The 21,126-nt window shown below is 73.9% G+C and carries 15 protein-coding genes; 4 read left to right on the forward strand and 11 right to left on the reverse strand.

Annotated features, from left to right (window positions below; all coding sequences use genetic code 11):
• Window positions 1–232: 232 nt before the first annotated feature.
• The 6 genes from BLU42_RS02305 to BLU42_RS02330 all read right to left on the reverse strand — a co-directional run bounded on the left by BLU42_RS02305 (window position 233) and on the right by BLU42_RS02330 (window position 7,234).
• On the reverse strand, window positions 233–2,077 hold the full coding sequence (locus tag BLU42_RS02305; RefSeq protein WP_091073075.1) for a putative nucleotidyltransferase substrate binding domain-containing protein: 1,845 nt from the start codon (window positions 2,075–2,077) through the stop codon (window positions 233–235).
• A 76-nt stretch (window positions 2,078–2,153) separates the two neighbouring features.
• Window positions 2,154–2,873, reverse strand: a complete 720-nt coding sequence (locus BLU42_RS02310; protein WP_091073078.1) for an SDR family oxidoreductase — start codon at window positions 2,871–2,873, stop codon at window positions 2,154–2,156.
• A gap of 75 nt (window positions 2,874–2,948) precedes the next feature.
• Window positions 2,949–3,992: an NADP-dependent oxidoreductase gene (locus tag BLU42_RS02315; RefSeq protein ID WP_091073080.1), complete on the reverse strand. Its 1,044-nt coding sequence runs from the start codon at window positions 3,990–3,992 to the stop codon at window positions 2,949–2,951.
• Window positions 3,989–4,636 carry a TetR/AcrR family transcriptional regulator gene (locus BLU42_RS02320; RefSeq protein WP_091073082.1) on the reverse strand — a complete coding sequence of 216 codons (648 nt, stop codon included), beginning with the start codon at window positions 4,634–4,636 and terminating at the stop codon, window positions 3,989–3,991. Before BLU42_RS02320 ends, BLU42_RS02315 begins: the two co-directional genes overlap by 4 nt.
• Window positions 4,637–4,763: 127 nt before the next feature.
• A complete protein-coding gene (locus BLU42_RS02325) occupies window positions 4,764–5,621 on the reverse strand; it encodes a glutamate ABC transporter substrate-binding protein (RefSeq protein ID WP_091073084.1) in 858 nt (285 codons plus the stop codon).
• Window positions 5,622–5,659: 38 nt separating this feature from the next.
• Window positions 5,660–7,234, reverse strand: coding sequence for an amino acid permease (locus BLU42_RS02330; RefSeq protein WP_091073087.1), 1,575 nt, complete (start codon window positions 7,232–7,234; stop codon window positions 5,660–5,662).
• Window positions 7,235–7,452: 218 nt separating this feature from the next.
• Between BLU42_RS02330 and BLU42_RS02335 the strand changes: the two genes are divergently transcribed.
• From BLU42_RS02335 to BLU42_RS02350, 4 genes are all read left to right on the forward strand, one after another.
• Window positions 7,453–10,803 (forward strand): transglutaminase family protein, encoded by a 3,351-nt coding sequence (locus tag BLU42_RS02335; protein WP_091073090.1) that lies wholly within the window; start codon window positions 7,453–7,455, stop codon window positions 10,801–10,803.
• Window positions 10,800–13,517: a circularly permuted type 2 ATP-grasp protein gene (locus BLU42_RS02340; RefSeq protein ID WP_157719727.1), complete on the forward strand. Its 2,718-nt coding sequence runs from the start codon at window positions 10,800–10,802 to the stop codon at window positions 13,515–13,517. The genes BLU42_RS02335 and BLU42_RS02340 overlap by 4 nt, the downstream gene beginning before the upstream one ends.
• Window positions 13,514–14,395: a transglutaminase family protein gene (locus BLU42_RS02345; protein WP_091073094.1), complete on the forward strand. Its 882-nt coding sequence runs from the start codon at window positions 13,514–13,516 to the stop codon at window positions 14,393–14,395. The genes BLU42_RS02340 and BLU42_RS02345 overlap by 4 nt, the downstream gene beginning before the upstream one ends.
• Before the next feature lie 70 nt (window positions 14,396–14,465).
• Window positions 14,466–14,990 (forward strand): DUF1440 domain-containing protein, encoded by a 525-nt coding sequence (locus tag BLU42_RS02350; protein WP_091073096.1) that lies wholly within the window; start codon window positions 14,466–14,468, stop codon window positions 14,988–14,990.
• A 188-nt stretch (window positions 14,991–15,178) separates the two neighbouring features.
• Here the strand turns inward: BLU42_RS02350 and BLU42_RS02355 are convergent, their stop codons facing one another.
• The 5 genes from BLU42_RS02355 to BLU42_RS20430 form a co-directional block, all read right to left on the reverse strand.
• Window positions 15,179–15,379, reverse strand: a complete 201-nt coding sequence (locus BLU42_RS02355) for a hypothetical protein (RefSeq protein WP_091073098.1) — start codon at window positions 15,377–15,379, stop codon at window positions 15,179–15,181.
• A gap of 181 nt (window positions 15,380–15,560) precedes the next feature.
• Window positions 15,561–18,398 carry a bifunctional YncE family protein/alkaline phosphatase family protein gene (locus BLU42_RS02360; protein ID WP_091073099.1) on the reverse strand — a complete coding sequence of 946 codons (2,838 nt, stop codon included), beginning with the start codon at window positions 18,396–18,398 and terminating at the stop codon, window positions 15,561–15,563.
• Window positions 18,399–18,400: 2 nt separating this feature from the next.
• Window positions 18,401–19,762 (reverse strand): ABC transporter permease, encoded by a 1,362-nt coding sequence (locus tag BLU42_RS02365; protein WP_091073100.1) that lies wholly within the window; start codon window positions 19,760–19,762, stop codon window positions 18,401–18,403.
• A complete protein-coding gene (locus tag BLU42_RS02370; protein WP_231918403.1) occupies window positions 19,759–20,712 on the reverse strand; it encodes an ABC transporter ATP-binding protein in 954 nt (317 codons plus the stop codon). Before BLU42_RS02370 ends, BLU42_RS02365 begins: the two co-directional genes overlap by 4 nt.
• A 225-nt stretch (window positions 20,713–20,937) precedes the next feature.
• On the reverse strand, window positions 20,938–21,120 hold the full coding sequence (locus BLU42_RS20430) for a hypothetical protein (RefSeq protein WP_157719728.1): 183 nt from the start codon (window positions 21,118–21,120) through the stop codon (window positions 20,938–20,940).
• Between the last annotated feature and the right edge of the window lie 6 nt (window positions 21,121–21,126).

Raw genomic sequence — 21,126 nt, forward strand, 5'->3', positions numbered from 1 at the left:
CTGTCTCCGCTCCGCTCCGACGAGGCGCGCGCTCTGGTCCGCTGCCTTCCTCCCTCCCGGGGACGACGAAAAGCGTGTCGTCCCCGCTCGGTCGTCCAGGCAGCGACGCGCGCGCCGGGCGCGCCAGCAGAAGACGCTCCCTGAGCCCGTCGAAGCGCTGTCCTGAGCTCGTCGAAGGGGGCCTCGGAGGAGTTGGCATCTCCGGCCGTCCGCCCGGGTAGGGCGCGGGCCGTCAGGAGACCGCCCACTCCTCCGCGGGGAGCCAGGCGGTCAGGTTGTCCATGCGCCGCTGGACGGCGGCGACCTCGCGGACGGCGGAGGCGATGACGCTGCGGTCGAGGGGCGAGAGGTGCTCCAGGCGGAGCACGTCCGTCGGCCGCTCGCCGCGCCCGACCTGGGCGAGCTGGGCCGAGAGCCGGATGCCCTGCAGCACCTCGAAGACCTCCGCGAGCGTGCGGGCCTGGGCAGCCGGCAGCATCTCGCTCGACCCGGACTCGCGCAGCCTCTCCGGCGTCGGCAGCACGGTCGTGCCCGCGCTGAGCGCGGCCCAGCGGGCGATGTTCGTGATCGGCAGCAGCGCGTGCGCCTTGATGTCGAACGTCTCCGGCCGCCGCGCCAGCAGGTCGCGCACCGAGCGCAGCCGGGCGCGGTAGGCCAGCGACTCCAGCAGCAGCAGCCGCATCGTCAGCGGGTGCGCCCGCAGGTCGCCGAACACGCGTGCCACGGCCGGCAGCCCGAGGTCGCCCCAGACCGGGCGGGCGTCGACGAGCAGCGACGTCATCATCGCCCCCTGGTCGCGCACCGGGTCGTCGAGCCAGCCTCGCGCGGCGGTGCGCCACGCGGCGTTGGTCCGCGAGAACTCCGGCCGGTACGCCGCCGCGCCGTGTCGGTCGTGGCCCAGCCCGGCCCGGCCGAGCAGCGCGTGCACCTCGCGGAACGCGTCCCGCAGCCCGGCAACGGCCTCTGCGGGCAGGTCGTCGGCGAAGGCCACCGCGGAGTCGACGTCGGAGGACAGGACGGCCTCGCGCCGCCCGTTGCTCCCGATCGACAGCCACGTGAAGCCGTCGGCCGGGAGCTCGGGCCGCTCGGCGAGGACGAGCTCGACCGCGCGCCGCACGCAGGCGTCGACGAGGGTGGAGTGCACGGCGAGGACGCGGGCCGACGCGAGCCCGCCGCGGGTGAGCTCGCCGAGGAGCACGGGGAGGCGCCGCCCGGTGGCGGCCAGGCTGTCGGCGTCGGGAGCGCGCCGCAGCTGCTCCTGCAGCCCGACGCCGGCGTTGCCGGGGGCGACGACGACGTCGCGGGGGGACACGACGCCGCGCAGGTCGCCGTCCCGGTCGGTCACCAGGACGTAGTCGGCCTCACGGTCGAGCAGCGCCACGACCGCCTCGATGACGGAGTCGCCGGGGTCGACGTGCACGGGGTCGTCGTCGACGACCGGACCGAGCGGTGCGTCGAGGGGGTAGCCGACCGCGACCACCCGCTCGCGCAGCAGCCGGTCGGTGAGCAGGCCGAGACGGCCGCCGCGCAGCCGGACGACGCAGTAGCCGTGCCCGTGCTCGGTCATGGCCTGGACGGCCTCGGCCACCGGGCGGCGCTCGTCGACGAGGAGCGGCTCGGTGCGGACCAGGTCGGCGACGGTGGAGTAGGTCGGCGGCTCGTAGCCGTGCAGCACGTCGGCGACCTCGGAGGCGAGGAAGCGGCTCCCGCCCGGCGAGGTGAAGGCGGGCAGCACCGCCGCCTCGGGCAGCCTGGCGACGGTCGAGGGCCGCAGCGCCACCGCCCGCGGCCCCACCGGCTGGCCCGTCAGCATCGCCGAGAAGCCGAACAGACCCCCGGGACCCACGCGCTCCTGGGCGGGTCCGGAGATCTGATCGCGATCGTTCCACAGCCCGACCCGGCCCTCCACGACGACGAACACCTCGACGGTGGGCTCGGCGAAGGCGTCGACGACGAGCTCGCCGGCGTACGCCCGCTCGAGCGTCGCCGCCTCGGCCAGCGTCGTCAGCGCGTAGCGGTCGAGGGTGTCGAAGGGCGGGTGCTCGGCGAGGAAGGCCCCGAGGTGCTCCGCGTCCACGCGGTCATGCTCCCACGGCCCTCCGGGACCGGGCCGCTGCGGAGGGACGCGGTCGCACGAGCGCCGACCGTACGGGTCAGGCGGACGCGCCGGCTTCTGCGAGCGCGGGGTAGCGGACCTCGACGGGCTGGGCGAGCGTGGCGCGGACGTCCCTGCTGAGCTGGTCGGCGAGCACCTCGGACGCGCCCGCCTCGAGCCCGTCGAGCACCTGGCGCACGACGACGGCCGGGTCGGACTTCGGCGCCGTGACGCCCGCGGTCATCTCGGTGTCGACGTAGCCGACGAACACCCCGACGACCTGGACGCCCCGTGGGGCCAGCTCGAGGCGCAGGGCGTCGGTGGCGCTCCAGAGGGCGGCCTTGGAGACGCTGTAGCTCCCGCCGAGCGCGAGCCAGGACAGCACGGAGGCGACGTTGACGATGGCGCCGCGGCGGGCGGCGACGCCGTCGGCGAAGGCCGCCGTGACGGCGAGCGGACCGAACAGGTTGACCTCGAGCTCGGAGCGGAGCCCCGCCTGCTCGGCGCGTAGCAGCGGGTCGGTGACCGAGATCCCGGCGTTGTTCACGACGACGTCGACGTCGGTGGCGGCCAGAGCCGCGGCGGCGACGGAGGCGGGGTCGGTGACGTCGAGGTGCAGCGGCACGACGCGCGGGTCGTCGAGGAGGACCTCTTCCGGCCGGCGGGCAGCGGCGTAGACGCGCGCGGCTCCGCGCTCGAGCAGCTGCTGGACGAAGGCCTGGCCGAGGCCGCGGTTGGCCCCGGTGACGAGGACGGTGGAGCCGTCGATGGTGGTCATGGGTGTGCTCCTGGATCGGGTGGTGGTGCGCGTGGGCCCCGGGCGACGGTGCCCGGGGTCGAGCGGGTGCGTGGTTCAGGGGACGGTGACGACGACCTTGCCCCGGGTGCGGCCGCCGGCGACCTGCGCGAGCGCGTCCGGGGTCTCGGCGAAGGGGTAGGTCCGCTCGACGGTCGGGCGGATCACGCCGGCGTCGACGAGCTCGGTGACGCGGCGCAGCTGCTCGCCGTTCGCCGACATGAACAGGAACGTGTAGCGGACGCCGCGCCGCCGGGCCACCGAACGGACCTTGCGGCTGGTGAGCGCGAGGACGGGGCGTAGCAGGGGGCGTCCTAGCTGGCTGGCGAAGTCGGGGTCCGGCGGGCCGGAGATGCCGACGACCACCCCGCCCGGCTTGAGGACGGTCAGCGAGCGGAGCACGCTCGGCGCGCCCAGTGGGTCGAGGACGGCGTCGTAGTCGTGCAGGCGGGCAGTGAAGTCCTCCGTGCGGTGGTCGACGACCTCGTCCGCGCCGAACGAGCGCACCAGGTCCGCGTTCGCCGCGCTCGCCGTCGTGGCCACGTGGGCCCCGAGGTGCTTGGCCAGCTGGATCGCCGTCGACCCCACCCCGCCGGTACCGGCGTGGACGAGCACGCGGTGACCGGGTCGGACGCCGGCCCGCACCACGAGCGCCTGCCACGCGGTCAGCGCGACGAGGGGCAGTGACGCGGCCTCGACCAGCGACACGGAGCGGGGGACCGGGGCGCAGTCGGCCTCCGCGACGGACACGCGCTCGGCGAACGTGCCGACCCGCCGCTGGTCGACGCGGGCGTAGACGGCGTCACCGACCGCGAACCCGCGGACCCCGGGACCGATCCGCTCCACCACCCCGGCCAGGTCGTTGCCGAGGGTGAACGGGGTGCGGTAGGGCAGCGGGACCCTGAACTCGCCGTGCCAGGTCTTGACGTCCAGAGGGTTCACCCCGGCGGCGGCGACCCGCACGAGCAGGTCCGTCGGGCCGACTCCGGGGGTCGGCCTCTCGCGGAGCTCGAGGGGGTGCTTCGCCCCGTACGCGGTGACCGTCCAGGCCCGCGTCGTGGCGGGGACGAGCTGGTCGTCGGGCCGGGTCGTCGGGCTCATGGTCGGCTCCCGGGTAGGTCGTCGCCCGTCGGGCCCGGACGGGTCCCGTCGCTGGTCGGGGCACCGACGGCCGGTCCGGCGAACGCGGCCAGGGCCTGCTCGGCGCCGTGCGCCAGGAGGGCGTCGGAGAGGCGACGGTCGGTGACCGCGCGGGCCAGCTGGAGCGTGCCGACCATGCCCGCGAAGGCGGCCAGCAGCCGCGCCCGGGCGTCGGGGCCCGCATCGCCGACGAGTCCGGCCAGCACCTCGCCCACCGCGACGACCTGGCTGGTGTACGCCTCGCGCACCTCCGCGCCGGCGCGGACGACGTCCTCGACGAGCGCGGCTGACGGGCACCCGGCCTCCGGGTGGTCGCGGTGGGTGGGGGAGAGGTAGCGACGGACGAGGTCCTCGACGCCCGCCCGCCCGGGCGCGAGGTCGGCCAGCGTCCGGCACTGGGTGGCGAGCTCGGCCTCGACCACGGTCGCGACGAGCGCCTCCTTGGACGCGAAGTGCGCGTAGAAGGCACCGTTCGTCAGTCCCGCGTCCGCCATCAGGGTGGCGACGCCGGAGCCTGCCACTCCGTCGGACTTCAGCCGTCGCGCGGCGGTGCTGACAATGCGTTCGCGGGTCGCCTGCTTGTGCGCGGCGCCGTACCTCGTCATCCGGACTCCTCCTTGTCCTCACATGCTTGACATTACGATCGTACTCCAATGACGGGAAAGCGAAGGCCGGGCCTTGAACGGACCCGGCCTTCGCGGTCGACGGCGCCTGGACAGCGCCGTTGCCGACTCAGTCGATCGTCGGCGGGTCTGGCAGCGAGTAGCCGGAGGGGCCGACGGTCTTCCTCAGCGCCGCCTCCCACGAGCCGTCGGAGACGTACTCCTTCAGCGCCGCGTTGACCTGCTCGACGCGCTGGCTGTCGCCCTTCTTGACCCCGATGCCGTAGCGCTCGGTCGAGAAGCCCTTGCCGAGCACCCGCAGCCTGCCCTTGTACTGCGGCTGGGCCGCGAAGCCGGCGAGGATCACGTCGTCGGTGGTCACCGCGTCGACGTCGCTCGAGGCGAGCGCCGCCACGCACTCGGAGTAGCGGGGCTTCTCCACCAGCGTGATGCGCCCCTTGTAGCGGGAGAGGACGTTGTCGGCCGACGTCGTGCCCGAGACGGTGCACAACGTCCGTCCGCGCAGGGTGTCCGGGCCGGTGATGTCCTCCTCGTTGCGCCGCACGAGGAGGTCCTGCGAGGCGTCGAAGTAGGGCCCGGCGAAGTCGACGACCTGCGTGCGCTCGTCGGTGATCGAGAAGGTCGACACGATCAGGTCGGCGCCGCCCGACTGCAGCAGCTGCTGGCGCTGATCACCCTCCGCCTCCACCCACGTGATGTTCGCGGACGGGACGCCGAGGGCTGCGGCCACGTAGGTCGCGGTCTCCACGTCGAAGCCGGTGTAGGTGTCGCCGTCCTTCATGCCGATGCCCGGCTCGTCGACCGGGATCCCGATCGTGAGCCGGCCGCCGCTCGAGGCGCCGGGCACGAGCGAGGGGGAGGCGTTCGGCTCCGCGGTGCCCCCGCAGCCCCCGAGGGCTGCGAGGAGGGCGGTGGACGCAGCCGCGACCGCGACCCGTCCCGGTCGTGCGGTGCGTGCTGCGTCCACCGTGGTGCTCCTTCGCTCCAGGGTCCCGCCGGCCGGGGTCAGCCGGCGGTGGTGGTGTCGTCCTGCTTGTCCCGGTCGAGGGCGTCGGGGGTGACGTCCGAGCCGTAGCGCGGGCCCTTCAGCGTCCAGACCGACTCGATGCGGCCGCCGGTGTTCGCCTCGACGCGCGGCTTGACCACGCGCCAGCCGATGGCCAGCGCGAGCGCGAGGAGCGGGATGCCGAATACGACGACCAGGAAGCTCGTCTTGTGCAGGAACTCGTCGGAGGCCTGCCAGCCCGAGACCGCGAGCCCGATCAGCACGAGCACCAGGAAGACGATCCCGACGTAGCTCGTGTACGGCGAGCCCGGGGCCTGGAAGGGGCTAGCCGGCACCACGCCGGCGTCGCTCAGCTTCCGCAGCCGGATCTGGCAGAGGAAGATCGTCCCCCACGTCCAGAGGATCATGATCGACGTCGCCTCGACCGCGATCTCGAAGGCGTCCGGGGTGAGGGCGTTGAGCACCGAGCCCAGGACGAAGACGATCGAGGTCATCAGGATGCCGGCGAAGGGGACGCCCGACTTGCTCATCTTGAGCGTGAACTTCGGGGCCTGCTTGCTCATACCCAGGCTGCGCAGCACGCGGCCGGTCGTGTAGAGCCCCGAGTTGAGGCTCGACATGGCCGCGACGATGAGGATCGCCTGGATCACGGCGCTCATCCAGCCGAAGCCGAGCCGCTCGAAGACGGTGACGAAGGGGCTGGTGCCGGCCTTGTAGTCCTGCGTCGGCAGCATGCAGACGAGCAGCAGGATCGAGCCGATGTAGAAGACCGCGATGCGGAAGATCACCGCGTGGACGGCCTTCGGCACCTCCTTCTCGGCGTCGGCCATCTCGCCGGCCGCGACGCCCACCATCTCGATGGCGGCGTAGGCGAACACGACGCCCGACATCACGAGGATCGGGCCGTACCAGTTGTAGTCGCCGCTGCTCGGCCAGAAGCCGCCCGGGTTGCTCCACAGATTCTGGAAGCCGGCCTTGTGCCCGCCGATCGACAGCCCGCCGATGACGACGACGAGGCCGACGACGAGGAAGATCACGATCGCGCCGACCTTGAGGATCGCCGCCCAGAACTCGAACTCGCCGAACGCGCGGGCCGAGAGCAGGTTGATCGACAGCACCACGACCAGGGACACCAGCACGGTGATCCAGGTCGGCAGCGTCGGGAACCAGTACTGCATGTAGAGACCGACCGCGGAGAGCTCGGCGATGCCGGTCAGCGCCCAGTTGAGCCAGTAGACCCAGCCGGTGACGAAGGCCCACTTCTCGCCGAAGAACTCGCGCATGTAGGACACGAAGGCGCCCGACGTGGCGCGGTGGAGCACGAGCTCGCCGAGCGCGCGCATCAGGAAGTACGCGATCACCCCGACGACGGCGTAGCTGATGATCAGGGCCGGGCCGGTGCTGTGCAGCCGGGAGGCCGAGCCGAGGAAGAGGCCGGTGCCGATGGCGCCGCCGATGGCGATCATCTGCACGTGCCGGCTCCCCAGCGTCTGCTGGTAGCCCGCCTGCTCGGCGTCGAGGCCGTTGCCGGCGGTGCCGCCGGAGGCCTCGGTGGGGTCCTGCGTCTGCGTCATGCGGTCGTCCTGGTGGCTCGTGACCTGCTCGGTCGGGTGGGGAAGCGGGACGTTCCTGTGGCGTGCGTACTTCCTGGCAGCCTCTCGAAGGAGTGCGTCCGTTGGCAAGGCTTGCTACGTAACGGTCCGTGACGCGGTCGTTCACACGCCGTTCACACACCCTCCCAGCGCTCGTCGTCCGGCGGCGGGGCCCGGCCGACCCCGTTAGGGTCGGCCGGGTGAGCATCAAGGTCGCGCTGGAGCACCGCACGACGTACCGCTTCGGCGCGCCGACACAGCTCTTCCCGCACGTGGTGCGGCTGCGGCCGGCCCCGCACACGCGGACGCCGATCGAGGCGTACTCGCTCACGGTCACGCCGTCGGAGCACTTCCTGAACTGGCAGCAGGACCCCTTCGGCAACTGGGTGGGGCGGCTCGTCTTCCCGTCGCCGGCCCGCGAGCTGGAGATCACCGTCGGGCTCGTGGCCGACCTCGGGGTGATCAACCCCTTCGACTTCTTCGTCGAGGACTACGCCGAGACCTTCCCCTTTAGCTACACCCCCGAGCTGGCCGCCGAGCTGCGGCCCTACCTGGCCGACCCCGCGGACCCGCCGGGCGAGCTCTTCACCCGCTGGCTCGACGACCTGCCGATCGACACCGTCACGCCGCAGCGCGTCGTCACCTTCCTCGGCGCGCTCAACGCGTGCGTCAACCGCGACGTCGCCTACTCCGTACGGATGGAGGTCGGGGTGCAGACCCCCGACGTCACGCTCGAGCGGGGCATCGGGTCCTGCCGCGACTCGGCGTGGCTGCTCGTGGAGGCCCTGCGCCACTTCGGCCTCGCCGCGAGGTTCGTCTCGGGCTACCTCGTCCAGCTCGCCTCGGACGACCCTACGCAGGGCGGGCCCGCCGAGGACTTCACCGACCTGCACGCCTGGGCGGAGGTCTACGTCCCGGGCGCAGGCTGGATCGGGCTGGACGCCACCTCGGCGCTGTTCGCCGGCGAGGGGCACATCCCGCTGTCGGCGACCCCGACCCCGGCCTCCTCGGCGCCGATCACCGGGGCGACCGGCCCGGCGCAGGTCGAGTTCTCCTTCGCCAACACCGTCACCCGGGTCCACGAGGACCCGCGCGTCACCAAGCCGTACTCGCCCGGTCAGGTCGCGGCGCTGCAGCGATCCGGCGAGGCCGTCGACGAGCGGCTCCGCGCCGCCGGGCTCGAGCTGACCATGGGCGGCGAGCCGACCTTCGTCAGCCGCGACGACATGGTGAGCCCGCAGTGGACGGTCGCCGCGGACGGCCCGGAGAAGCGGGTCGCGGCCAACCGGCTCGCGGGGGCGCTCGCCGAGCGCTACGCCACCGGCGGGCTGGTGCAGCGCAGCCAGGGCAAGTGGTACCCCGGCGAGCCGCTGCCGCGCTGGCAGATCGGCCTGGTCTGGCGCCCGGACGGGACGCCGGTCTGGAGCGAGGCGTCCCGCCTGGCCGACCCCTTCGACGACTCCCAGGCGAGCGATGACGCGCCGGCGCAGGCCGAGGCGCTGCTGGCTGCGGTGGCCCGCGACCTCGGGCTGCCCGACGGCACGCCGCTGGCCTGCTTCGAGGACCCGCTCGCCGCGCTCGCGGTGGAGGTGCGGCAGCCCGAGGGTCCCCGTCCCGACGTCGACCCGACGGCGGCGGACCCCGCGCTCGTCGCCGATCTCGACGCGGCCATCCCCGACCCCGTGGCCTGGGCGCTGCCGGTCGTGCCGGCGTGGTTCGGCGACACCTGGGCGAGCCCGGCCTGGCGGACCCGGCGCGGCCGGCTCGTGCTGGTGCCGGGGGACTCGCCCGCCGGCGCGCGGCTGCCGCTGAGCTCGGTGGCCTGGCGCGACCCGGACTACACCGGCGAGCCCTCCTACGTCGACCCGCCCGAGGACCTGTCGGCGGCCGCCGGCCGGCCTCAGGCCGTGCTCGCCGACCCGGTCGAGGTGCCCACCCGCACCGCGGTCGTCGCCGAGGCGCGCGACGGCTTCGTGCACGTCTTCCTCCCGCCGGCCGAGCAGCTCGAGCGGTGGCTCGACGTCGTCGGGCTGGTCGACCGGGCGGCCGCCGAGACCGGCGCCCGCGTGGTGCTCGAGGGCTACGGGCCGCCGCCGGACCCGCGGATCACCTCCCTGCTCGTCACCCCCGACCCGGGGGTCATCGAGGTGAACCTGCACCCGACGGCGAGCTGGTCGGAGCTCAGCGAGCTCACCCACACGCTGTACACCCTCGCCGCCGAGCAGCGCCTCGGCACCGAGACGTTCGCGATCGACGGGCGCCACTCCGGCACCGGCGGCGGCAACCACCTCACCCTCGGCGGGCGCACGCCGGCCAGCTCGCCGATGCTGCGGCGCCCCGACGTGCTCGTCAGCATGCTCACCTGGTGGCAGCGCCACCCGTCGCTGTCGTACGTCTTCTCCGGCCGCTTCGTCGGCCCGACGAGCCAGGCGCCCCGGTTCGACGAGGGCCGGGAGGAGAACCTGTACGAGATGGAGATCGCGTTCGCCGAGATCGAGGCGTTCACCCCGGACCCGGCCCAGGACGGCGACGACGTGCCCGTGCACCGGCGCCGCGGGCTGCCCTGGGTCACCGACCGGGCCCTGCGCCACCTGCTGACCGACATCACCGGCAACACCCACCGCGCCGAGTTCTGCATCGACAAGCTCTACAGCCCCGACTCCTCGCGCGGGCGCCTCGGGCTGCTGGAGCTGCGCGGCTTCGAGATGCCGCCGCACCCGGACATGGCGCTGGTGCAGGCCCTGCTCGTCCGCGCGCTGGTCGCCCGCTTCGCCGAGGAGCCGTTCTCGGCGCCGCTGGTGCGCTGGGGCACGAGCCTGCACGAGCGCTTCCTGCTCCCGCACTTCGCGATGGCCGACCTCGGCGAGGTCGTGGCCGACCTGCGCGCGCACGGCTTCGAGGTCGAAGAGTCGTGGTTCGCGCCGTACCTCGAGTTCCGCTTCCCGCGCATCGGCTTCGCCCACGCCGGCGGGGTGCAGATCGAGCTGCGGCAGGCCATCGAGCCCTGGAACGTGCTCGGGGAGGAGGCGACCTCGGGCGGCACCGCGCGCTACGTCGACTCCTCGACCGAGCGGATCCAGGTCCTCGTCGACGGCTTCACCCCCGAGCTGCACCTCGTCACCTGCAACGGCGTGGCCGTGCCGATGACCCCGACGGGCACCCCCGGGCAGGCCGTCGCCGGCATCCGCTTCCGCGCGTGGAAGCCCTGGTCGTCCCTGCACCCGACGCTGGAGATCGACGCGCCGCTGCGCGTCGAGGTCGTCGACCGCACCAACCGCGTCTCGCTGGGCGGGGCGACCTACCACGTCGTCCACCCCGGCGGGCGCTCGTACGACTCCCCGCCGGTCAACGCCCACGAGGCCGAGGCGCGCCGCGCGCGGCGCTTCGAGGCGATGGGGCACACCCCCGGCGAGGTCGACGTCGACGCGCTCGAGGCGCAGCTCGCGAGCCGGTCCACCGACGGCACCGACTACCCGCTGACCCTCGACCTGCGCCGGCGCGTGCCGACCTCGTGGGGCCGGCCGCAGCCGAGGGCGGCGAGACGCCCGTGACCGTGGTCGACTCACCGCTGCGCCGCTACCTCGAGGCCGCGCGGCAGCCCGACGCCGAGCAGGCCGACGGCGGCCCGGACGCCCGACCCGGCGGGTTCGACGAGCTGGCGGCGCCCGACGGCACGCCGCGCTCGGCGTGGGGCGCGCTCGTCGACGACCTGGCCCGGGCCACCGGCGACCTGGCCACGGCCCGGCGCGAGGTCGCCCGCATGCTCGAGGACGACAACGTCACCTACACCCCGACCCCGGCCTCGACCCGGTCGGTCGCCGACGCGGAGGCCGGCGCGCCGCCCGCGAACGCACCGCTCGAGCAGCCCCGGCCGTGGCGCCTCGACCCGATCCCGCTCGTGCTGCACGACCGCGAGTGGGCCACGCTCGAGGCCGGCGTGGTCCAGCGCGCCGAGCTCCTCGACGCGGTCCTCGCCGACCTGTACGGCGCCCGCCGGCTCCTGGCCCGCGGCCAGATCCCGCCGTCGGTCGTGCTCGACCACGAGGAGTACCTGCGCCCGGTCGTGGGCGCCGACAGCGTGGTCGACCAGCGGCTGTTCATGACCGCCGCCGACCTCGGCCGCGACGCCTCCGGCGCGTGGAAGGTGATCTCCGACCGCACCCAGGCGCCGTCCGGCGCCGGCTACGCGATGCAGAACCGCCGGGTCATCTCCCGCGTGCTGCCCGACATCTACCACGCCGCCCAGCTGCACCGCCTCACGCCGTTCTTCCAGGCCATGCGCGTCGCCCTGGTCGAGTCGGCGCCGAGCACGGTCGAGGACCCGCGGGTCGTCGTCCTCAGCCCCGGCACCCACTCCGAGACCGCCTTCGACCAGGCGTTCGTCGCCTCGCTGCTCGGCTACCCCCTCCTCGAGGGCAGCGACCTGCTCGTGCGCGAGGGTCGCGTGTGGATGCGCGTGCTGGGCCGCCTCGAGCAGGTCGACGTCATCCTGCGCCGCGTCGACTCGACGTGGATGGACGCCCTCGAGCTGCGCGGCGGGTCCCGTCTCGGCGTCACCGGCCTGCTGGAGTGCGTGCGGCAGGGGACCGTGAGCGTGGTCAACACCATCGGCTCGGGGGTGCTGGAGAGCCCGGCGCTGCTGCCCTTCCTGCCCGACCTCTGCGAGCGGCTGCTCGGCGAGCCGCTGCGGCTGCCGTCGGTCGACACCTGGTGGTGCGGCGATCCCGACGGGCTCGCGTACGTGCGCGACCACCTCGACGAGCTCGTCGTCCGCGCGGTGAACCGCGGTGCCGGGCGCAGCGTCGTCGGCGCCGCTCTGTCGCGCGAGCAGCGCGCCCGGCTCCTGGCACGCATCGAGGCGGCTCCGCACCGCTTCGTCGGCCAGGAGGTGCTGCCGCTGAGCTCCGCCCCGACGGTGCCCGAGACCGCGCCCGACACGGACGGCGGCCTGGTGCGGCGCAACGTCGTGCTCCGCTCGTTCGCGGTGCGCAGCGGCACCTCCTACACCGCCATGCTCGGCGGGCTGGCCCGGACCAACGACGAGCACGCCCCGGACCGCGGCGCGCTGGTCACCGCCCCGGACGGCGGCGTGGCCAAGGACGTCTGGGTCGTCAGCAGCGAGCCGGTCACCACCTCCCGCAGCGCCACGACCCGGGGACGCGCGGACGAGGGCAGCGCCGTCCTGCCCGGGTCGGCGTCGGCGGCGATGGTGCCGCGCGTGCTCAGCGACCTCTACTGGTTCGGTCGCTACGCCGAGCGGGCCGAGGACCTGCTCCGCCTCGTCCTGGCCAGCCGCACCGTGAGCCTGGAGACCGACGCCGACGTCCGGCCGGGTCGCGCGCTCGTCGTGCTGCTGCACGCCGTGACGCACCTGAGCACGACCTACCCCGGCTTCTTCGCCCTGCCCGACGAGACCGTCGCCCGGCGCGCGGCCGTGCTGCCCGAGCTGCGCTCGCTGATGCTCGACCGGCGCCGTCCCGGGTCGCTCGCGCAGTCGCTGCAGGCACTCCAGAACACCGCGCAGGGGGTCCGCGACCAGCTCTCCGAGGACGTCTGGATGGTCCTGGCCGACATGGACCGGGCGCTGCAGACCCTGCGCGGCCTCGAGTCCGACCAGGGCCTGCACCTGATCGAGGCGGGCGAGCGGGTGCTGTCCGGCCTGCTCGCGCTGTCCGGCATCGCGACCGAGAACATGGTCCGAGACCCCGGCTGGCTGCTCCTCGACGCGGGTCGCGGCCTGGAGCGCGCCATGCAGGTGGTCGGGCTGCTGCGCGCGACGCTCGTCGAGTCGTACGGCCCCGACGTCGACCGCACGGTCCTGGAGGCAGCGCTGACCAGCTCGGAGTCGATCGTCACCTTCCGGCGCCGCTACCGCGGTCGCTCCGGCGTGCCGGCCGTGCTGGAGCTGCTGGTCCTCGACGCGTCCAACCCGCGCTCGGTGGCCTTCCAGCTGCAGCGGATGCAGAACGACCTGCGCGCGGTGCCGAGCACCTCGCCGACCGCCCGGCCGCTGCGGCTGCTCGACGCGCTCGCCGAGCAGGTGCGCCTCGCCGACCCGGTCGCCCTGGGCGTGCTCGGCGCGCCGGAGGACGGCGCGGGCTCCGGCGTCCCGGCCCGCCGGGAGGCGCTCGAGGCCTTCTGCACGGACCTGCACAGCGGGCTGCGCGACCTCTCGACCGCCGTGCGCGACCACTACCACGAGCCGCCGCCCACGCAGCAGTCCCTGCCGCGCCAGCAGGCCCTGCACGCGGAGAGTCGGTCGTGACCCGCTACCGCATCGAGCACGTCACGACGTACGACTACGACGCCGACGTCACGGGCAGCTTCGGGCAGTTCCACCTGACGCCGCGCGCGCTGGAGTGGCAGTCGGTGCTGGAGCACGCGGTGAGCATCGAGCCGGGCCCGGCCACGCTGCTGTCGCACACCGACCTGTACGGCAACACCAAGTCCTCGTTCCACGTGACCGACCCGCACACCCGGCTCGTGGTGCGGGCGGTCAGCGTGCTCGACGTGGTGCCACCGGTGCTGCCGCCGGAGTCGCTCGCCGTGGCCTGGGAGGACGCGCGCCCGGCCGTGCGCACCGAGGAGCCCGACGCCTGGGAGGCGGCGGACTTCACCTTCGCCTCGCCCTACGTCGACGTCCCGGCCGCGGTCGAGGCGTACGCGCGGGAGTCGTTCACCCCGGGGCGCGCGCTCGGGGAGGCGGCGACCGAGCTGATGCACCGGGTGCACGACGACTTCGCCTACAAGCCGCGCTCGACGGTCATCGGCGAGAAGGTCGTGGACCTGCTCGTCAAGCGGCACGGGGTCTGCCAGGACTTCTCCCACGTCATGGTCGCGGGGCTCCGCTCGCTCGGCCTGGCCGGGCGCTACGTCAGCGGCTACCTGGCCACGCGGCCGCCGCCCGGGAGGCCGCGCCTGGTCGGCGCCGACGCCAGCCACGCCTGGGTCGGGGTCTGGGTGCCGGGGGCGGGCTGGCTCCACCTCGACCCGACCAACGACCGGCTCACCGACGCCTCGCACGCCACGGTGGCGTGGGGTCGCGACTACGGCGACGTGCAGCCCGTGCGCGGCGTGATCTACACCGAGGCCAAGCACTCCTCGATGAAGGTCTCGGTCGACATGGCTCCCGCTGCCGCCTGATGCCCGGCACGGTGGTCGGCGTGCTGGACCCTCCCCGGCGGTGGGGCGGGCTGCCGCGCAGGATGAGCCCATGCCCGTGATCCCGCGCCTGCTCGCCGTCTCCCGGCCGTCCACCCGCCGCTTCCTGCCCGCGCTGGCTGGAGGTGTGCTCGGCGGGGTGGCCGGCGGCCTGGTCAAGGCCAAGTGGGAGCAGGTCTACCCTCCCCGGCCCGAGGACAGGACCGCGCCTCCGGAGATCCTGCTGGAGCGGGCGGGTGTCGACCCCGAGGACGGCAGCCAGGTCGAGCAGGCCGGACCTCCGGCCATCCACTACGCCTTCTCGGTCACGGCGGGGACCGCGTACGCGGTCGGGGCCGAGCTCGTGCCCGGTCTCCGCTTCGCCAGCGGCATCCCCTACGGGCTGGGCATGTGGGGCGCATTCCACCTGGGGCTGCTCCCTGCGCTGCGCACCGCGCCCACGCCGCCGCACCAGCCGACCCAGGAGGTCTGGGGCGAGGCGAGCGGCCACATCTTCTACATCCTCACGGTGGAGGGCGTGCGGTGGGCCGTGCGCCGGCTGCTCACCGGCGGTGCGGAGGAGGCCCGGGCTCGCTGAGCAGCGCCGGCGAGCCCGTCTCCTCGGCTAGGCCGTGTCTCCTTCTTCCGGCTGGCGCTGACGAGGCCCCGCATCCCGACCGGCTGCGCCGGCCTCGCTCGGCGCAGCCCGCTGCGCTCTCGCTCCTCCGGCTTGCCGGACCGGGCGCGGCTGCCACGCCAGCACCTGCCGGAACAAGGGGACACGACCTAGAAGCCGCTGCCCGCGTAGTCCTCACCCGCCGGCTCGGGCCGCTCCGCGCCGTCGGGGGCGTTGGTCGAGCCCTCGGCGTAGTCCTCCTCGACCACGGGGCCCTGGCCGGGCTCCGGGTCGGCCGGCTGCGGCGGGTCGGGCACCTCGGCGAGCTGCTCGTCGTCCATCTGGCGGGGGTCCTGCACGGGGTCGCTCACGCGTCCTCCTGGTGTCGTCGTCCTGGTGCTCGGTCGAGCGCTGGCGCGGTGCTGCCCACCACCGTGCCACCCGGACCCGTAGGGCTCCGGGAGGCAGCCGTGCCGGCCGCCGCGGACCCGGTCGGCCACGAGGGGTCGACCGGGCTCCACGACGACCGGCACGGGTCCGGGAGTCCGCCGCTCAGCGGTCCCCGTCGACCCCGGGGATGTCGGCGCCGGGGACCTGGTCGGGGGCGTAGAGCCGGTCGTCGCCCGGGTAGGGCTTCTTCCAGCCGTGCGTCTGGTACCAGGTGTAGCGGTTCAGCTGCTCGGGGTGGGCGTAGTCGGGGACCGCCCCGTTGCCCGTGAAGTGCTGCTGGTTGCCCCAGTCCTGCCACTGCTTCGCCAGCTGCTGCGCCTCGTCCGGCACGGCCGCCGCCCGCTCCTGCGCCGCGGCGACCTTCTTCGCGGCGCTGCCCCTCTTGCCGAGGGTGTCCACGCCGCACGCGGGCGGGGTGACGACCCCCTCAGTGAGCGGCACCTGGTTGCGAACCGCGTCGAAGGGCGTGTAGTCGGCCTTCTTGCTGAACGCGCCGTACATCGGCGTCGCGGCCGCGACCCTCTGGTTGAGCGGCTGCGCGCCGAGGATCTGCTCGATGGTGCGCACCATCGTGATCTGGGAGTAGTAGGTCGAGTCGACCTTGCCGTGCTTCGCCCACGGGCTGATCACCTGCACCGGGGCGCGGTGGCCGTCGACGTGGTCGGCCCCGTCCTGGCTGTCGTCCTCGACGACGAAGATCGCCGAGCTCTTCCAGTAGCGGCTGTGGGAGATCTCGTCGACGATCTTGCCGACGGCGAGGTCGCCGTCCGCCACCTGCGCCCGCGGGTCGGCGGGGCCGCCCGTGTGGTCGCTGGAGAGCCACATCATGTTGAGGTTCGCCGGGCCCTTGCTCTCGAACTCCTGCTTCCACACCTGGTAGCGGTAGAGGTCGGGGATGGAGGTGTCGAACTGCGGCGAGGCGTGGTTGCTGATCGCGTCGAGGCTCGGGATGGGCGAGTGGTCGTCGACCTTGATCGCCGGGTCGGTCAGCGCGGCCGGGTCGGCGCCCGCCTCGACGCCGGTGGCGGCGCAGTAGTACTGCTGCCAGGTGGCGGCCTCCGGCTTGTTCTCGAAGGCCATGAACTCGCCGTAGTTGCGCGCGGTCCCGCCCGCCGCCTGCACGGCGGTCCACAGGAAGCCGGAGCGCTGGTGGCCGAGCACGTCGTTCTCGGTGTCGTAGCTGCGGATGTACTCCCCGGCGCTGGACTCGGTGTACTCCGGGTTGTCCCCCTGCATCACCCAGTTGTGGCCCTCGGCGGAGTTGGTGCCCACGTCGTAGAAGTTGTCGTAGAGCCCGAACTGGTCGGCGAGCGCGTGCTGGTTCGGGGTGACGTTCGCCCCGAACTGCGCGAGCGACGGGTCGCCGTTGCCCTTGGCCACGTCGCCGTACACCTGGTCGTAGGTGCGGTTCTCCTTGACCAGCAGGAAGACGTGCTTGATCTTGGACGGGTCGCCGATCCGCGTGGGGACCGCGACCGCCTTCTTCTTGCGGCCGGTGGCCTTGGTGACGTCCTTGCCGGTCCAGCCGTTCTGGGCGAAGACCGTGGCGGTGTACTTCGCGACCTGCTTGTCGCTCGGCAGGGCGAAGGTCGTCAGCGAACCCGTGGTGCTGTGGGTGCCGGGGCCCGTCGCGAGCACGGTGCCCGGACCCTTGTCGAAGCTGAGCTCGGGTCCGCGGGCGTCGACGCCACGGGTGTTGGTCACCACCACCTGGCCGCGGGTCGTCGTGGCGACGTCGGCCGGGTAGTAGTCGGTCGGCAGCAGGCCGACGTAGTCGACCGGCTCCTGCGGGTCGGCGCCGAGGCGGTAGACGGCGAGCGCGTTGACCCGCCCCAGGGTCACGAGGAGGTGGCCGTCGGCGGTCGTGGTGACGCCGTTGGGGTGGTAGCCCACCTTCGCCGACGACCAGGGCCGGGTGCTGATCGTCTGCACGACCTGGTCCACGCGCGTGTCGATCACCGAGACGCTGTCGTCGAAGGTGTTGGTCACGAACAGCGCGTCGCCCGAGACGTGCATCGCGGTCGGGTGCAGCCCGACGCGCAGCGTGCGGACGGCGGCGTCCGGGGCCGCGGTGTCGATCACGCTCACGGTGCCGTTGGTGGAGGTCCCCTTGGTCGTGCTCGCGGGCACCTGCGTCCCGTACGACTCGATGGTGCGCTCGCCCGCCGTCGCGGTCCGGCCGCCCTCGTTGCTCACATAGAGCTTGGTGCCGACGAGCACGACGGAGCGTGGGGCGATGCCCACCGGCCAGCTGCGGGTGACCGCACCGGTCGCGGCGTCGAGCGCGACGACGGTGTCCTGCCCGTTGACGGGCACGTACACCGTGGCGCCGTCGGGGGAGAAGGCGGCCTTGCCGGGCAGCGCCGACAGCGAAGCCAGCCCGGTGTTCGGCTGGGGCGGGATGGCGACCGCGGGCAGCGCGATGGTCGTGGGCGCCGACAGCGAGCCGTCGGACCCGACGGCGAAGCGCGTGAAGCCGTTGGTCTGGGGCAGCCACAGGAACTTGCCGTCGGGGGAGAAGGTCGGGCCCTCCTGCCCGACGCTGCGGTCGGCGAGCTTGGTGTTCACCCCCGCCTTGCTGCCGACCAGCCACACCGCGCGCTGCGTGACGAGGTCGAAGACCTGGAGGACGACGCCCCCGTCGGTGCTCGACGCGGCGAGGAACCGGGCGTCGGGGCTCACCGCGGAGCCCATGAGCTTGCCGTACTTGGACAGCAGCCGCTGCCCGACGGGCTTGACGACCTGGTCCGACGACACCTGCAGGCCGGCGGAGGAGGTGCTGCCGACGTGGTGGTGGCCGAAGACGGTGGTGCTCGCGTACGCGACACCGCTGCTGGCGACCGCGAGGGCGGCGACACCGGTGACGGCGATCCGCCCCGTGCGGCCGAGACGGAGGCCTCGGGTGGTGGCCGCGGGGGCGCGGCGACGTCTGACGTGCATGGTCAGTCCTTCCGGGTGGGGGCGAGCAGGTCGACGAGGCCGTCGAACTGCCAGAGGGGGTTGGGGGCGGACCCGTAGGCGGCCTGGAGGAGGAAGAAGCCGTTGACCTCCTGCGGGCCGTCGCCGTCGGCCACGTAGCGGCCGTCGGCGGCGACGTCGAGCTGGTAGACCGCGGAGCCGACCGCCCGGGCACCGGGCAGGTGCCACGTGACGACGCAGCGCCAGTCGTTGCCGCTGCCCTCGTCCTCCACGAGGGAGCCGCCCTTGTCGCAGGCCGCACTGGTCTGCAGCTGCTCCTCGGTCACCGCGGGGCGGCCGAGCTCTGCCGCCTGCAGCCGGTAGAGGTGCGCGTACGACGTGGCGAGCGAGCCCTCGAGCCGGCCTGCGTCCACGCCCGAGCCGGTGCCCGTCGTCGTCAGCCCGAGGACGAGCACCGACACGATGCCGAGCAGCGCCAGGGGCAGCAGCCCGGCGAGGACGAGGCGGGCGCCGGAGCCGTCGTCGGCGAGGTCGGTGAAGTCGCGACGCAGGAACAGCCGGTACGCGACCAGCGTGGCGACCCCGGCCCAGGCCAGGGCGACCACCACCCCCACGACGAGCGGGGCGACCTGCACGTGCTCGACGAACAGCCCGCGCCAGGCCGTGAAGGTCTGGCTGGGCAGGGCGAGGCGCACGGCGAGCGGCAGCGGCAGCAGCTGGACGACGGCGAAGAGCACGGCGAGGACGGCCGGCGTCACGAGGCCCATGGGGGAGCGCCCGAGCGCGACCGAGCCGAGCAGCCCGACGGCGGCGAAGGCCGCGGTGGGCGCGAGGACGCACAGCCAGGCGAGCACGAAGCGGCCGGCCAGCGCCGTGCCCTGGAGCGGGTAGCCGTCCAGGCCGGCGAGCGGGCGGTCGCCGGCGGAGACCAGCCCGCCCACCAGCCCCGACACCGCGAGGCCGAGGACGAGCAGACCGATGACCGTGGCGCTCGCCAGCGCCTTGCTCGCGAAGATGCGCCGCTTGGAGCGGACGGCGACCAGCAGGTGGCGCCAGGTCCCCAGCCGGTCCTCCACGGCGAAGACGTCACCGGCGACGAGCGCGGTGAGCAGCGGCAGCGCCCACAGGCACGCGAAGGCGAGCACGACGAGCGCGCCCGCCCAGCCGGTGGAGTGCATGAGGCGGCCGAAGACCGTGTCGGCCGGGAGCGCGCTCTGCCGGCTGACGACGCCGACGAACGCGCCCGGCGCGAGCCAGCAGACGCAGACCAGGAGACGCACGCGCCACTGGGAGACGAGCTTGAGCAGCTCGAAGCGGTAGCCGCGGGCGAAGGGGGCGGGTCGCAGCGTCGCCGTGGACGCCGCTCGCACGACGGTCGTGCTCATGCGGCCGCCTCGGGCTCGGACGCCTCGTCGGTGGTGAGGGCCAGGAAGGCCGCCTCGAGCGGGGGCACGACGGGCCCCAGCTCGCGGACGCCGACGCCGGCGCGGACCAGCCGCACCACGAGCTCGTCCATCGCGGGCAGCGAGCCGCGGACCACCAGCAGGTCACCGCCGGAGCGCGAGCCCCGGTCCCGCTCGTCGAGCAGGCGGATGCCCGGCGCCTGGGCGGCGACGGCCCGAGCCGTGACGACGTCGGTGGTGCGCACCTGGTGGTCGAGGTCGCCGGTCTCGCTGGCGAGCTTCTCCAGCGGTCCGGCGAACACCACCCGTCCGGCCGACAGGACGGTGACCTCCGAGCAGAGCTCGGCGAGGTCGTCCATGCGGTGGCTGGTGAGCACGACCGCGGTGCCGTCGTCCGCGAGGTCGCCGAGGACGCGGTGGACCTGCCGGCGGGCCGCCGGGTCGAGGCCGTTGGTGGGCTCGTCGAGCACGAGCAGCCGCGGCCTGGTCAGCATGGCCGAGGCCAGGCCGAGGCGCTGTCTCATGCCGAGGGAGAAGCCGCTCACGCGGTCGTCGGCGACGTCGTCCAGGCCGACCTGGGCCAGCGCCCAGACGACGTCGTGGGGGTCGGAGCCGCGCAGCGACGCGAGGGCCGCGAGGTTCTGCCGCGGGGTGAGGGAGGGGTAGAGCCCGGGCTCGTCGACGAAGCCGGCGATGCCCGCGGGGACCGAGGTGGCCCGCCCGACGAGCGTGCCCAGGACCTCGAGCCGGCCGCGGTCGGCGGCGGTCAGTCCGAGCAGCAGGCCCAGCAGCGTCGACTTGCCCGCCCCGTTGGGACCGACCAGGCCGTGGACCTGGCCCTCCTCGACGTCGAGGTCGACGTGGTCCAGCGCGACCACGTCGCCGAAGGACTTGACGAGGCCGCGCGCCCGGACCGCTGCCGTTCCACCCACCCTGTGCTCCCCTCGAGAACTACTTAGGGAACGTAGGGATCAGGGGTGGCGGGAGGGGGGCGTGCGGGGAAACGTTAGGCGAACGGACGAAGGGCGCCGAGAGCCCGACCGGCGCGCCTGGTCTGGCCCGGGTGCCTGCGTCGCCCGCAGGAGCGCTCGACGCACGAGAACGGCAGCGGCCCCGGTGGGGGCTGCTGCCGTCGCGTCGTGCGTTGTCGGTCGTCCTCAGGTGAGCTGCAGGATCACGATCACGAGGATGATGATCACGAGGATGCCGATGATCGTCCCGATCAGGCCTCTGTTCATGGTGGTCCTTCCGTTGCGGGGCTGGGTGGTGGAGGGACGACCGCGGGGCGGCGGACGTCCCTCCACCTCGATCAGACCACCGTCGGGCCGGCCCTGGTACATCCGCAG

The sequence above is a fragment of the Microlunatus sagamiharensis genome (assembly GCF_900105785.1).
Classification (GTDB): domain Bacteria; phylum Actinomycetota; class Actinomycetes; order Propionibacteriales; family Propionibacteriaceae; genus Microlunatus; species Microlunatus sagamiharensis.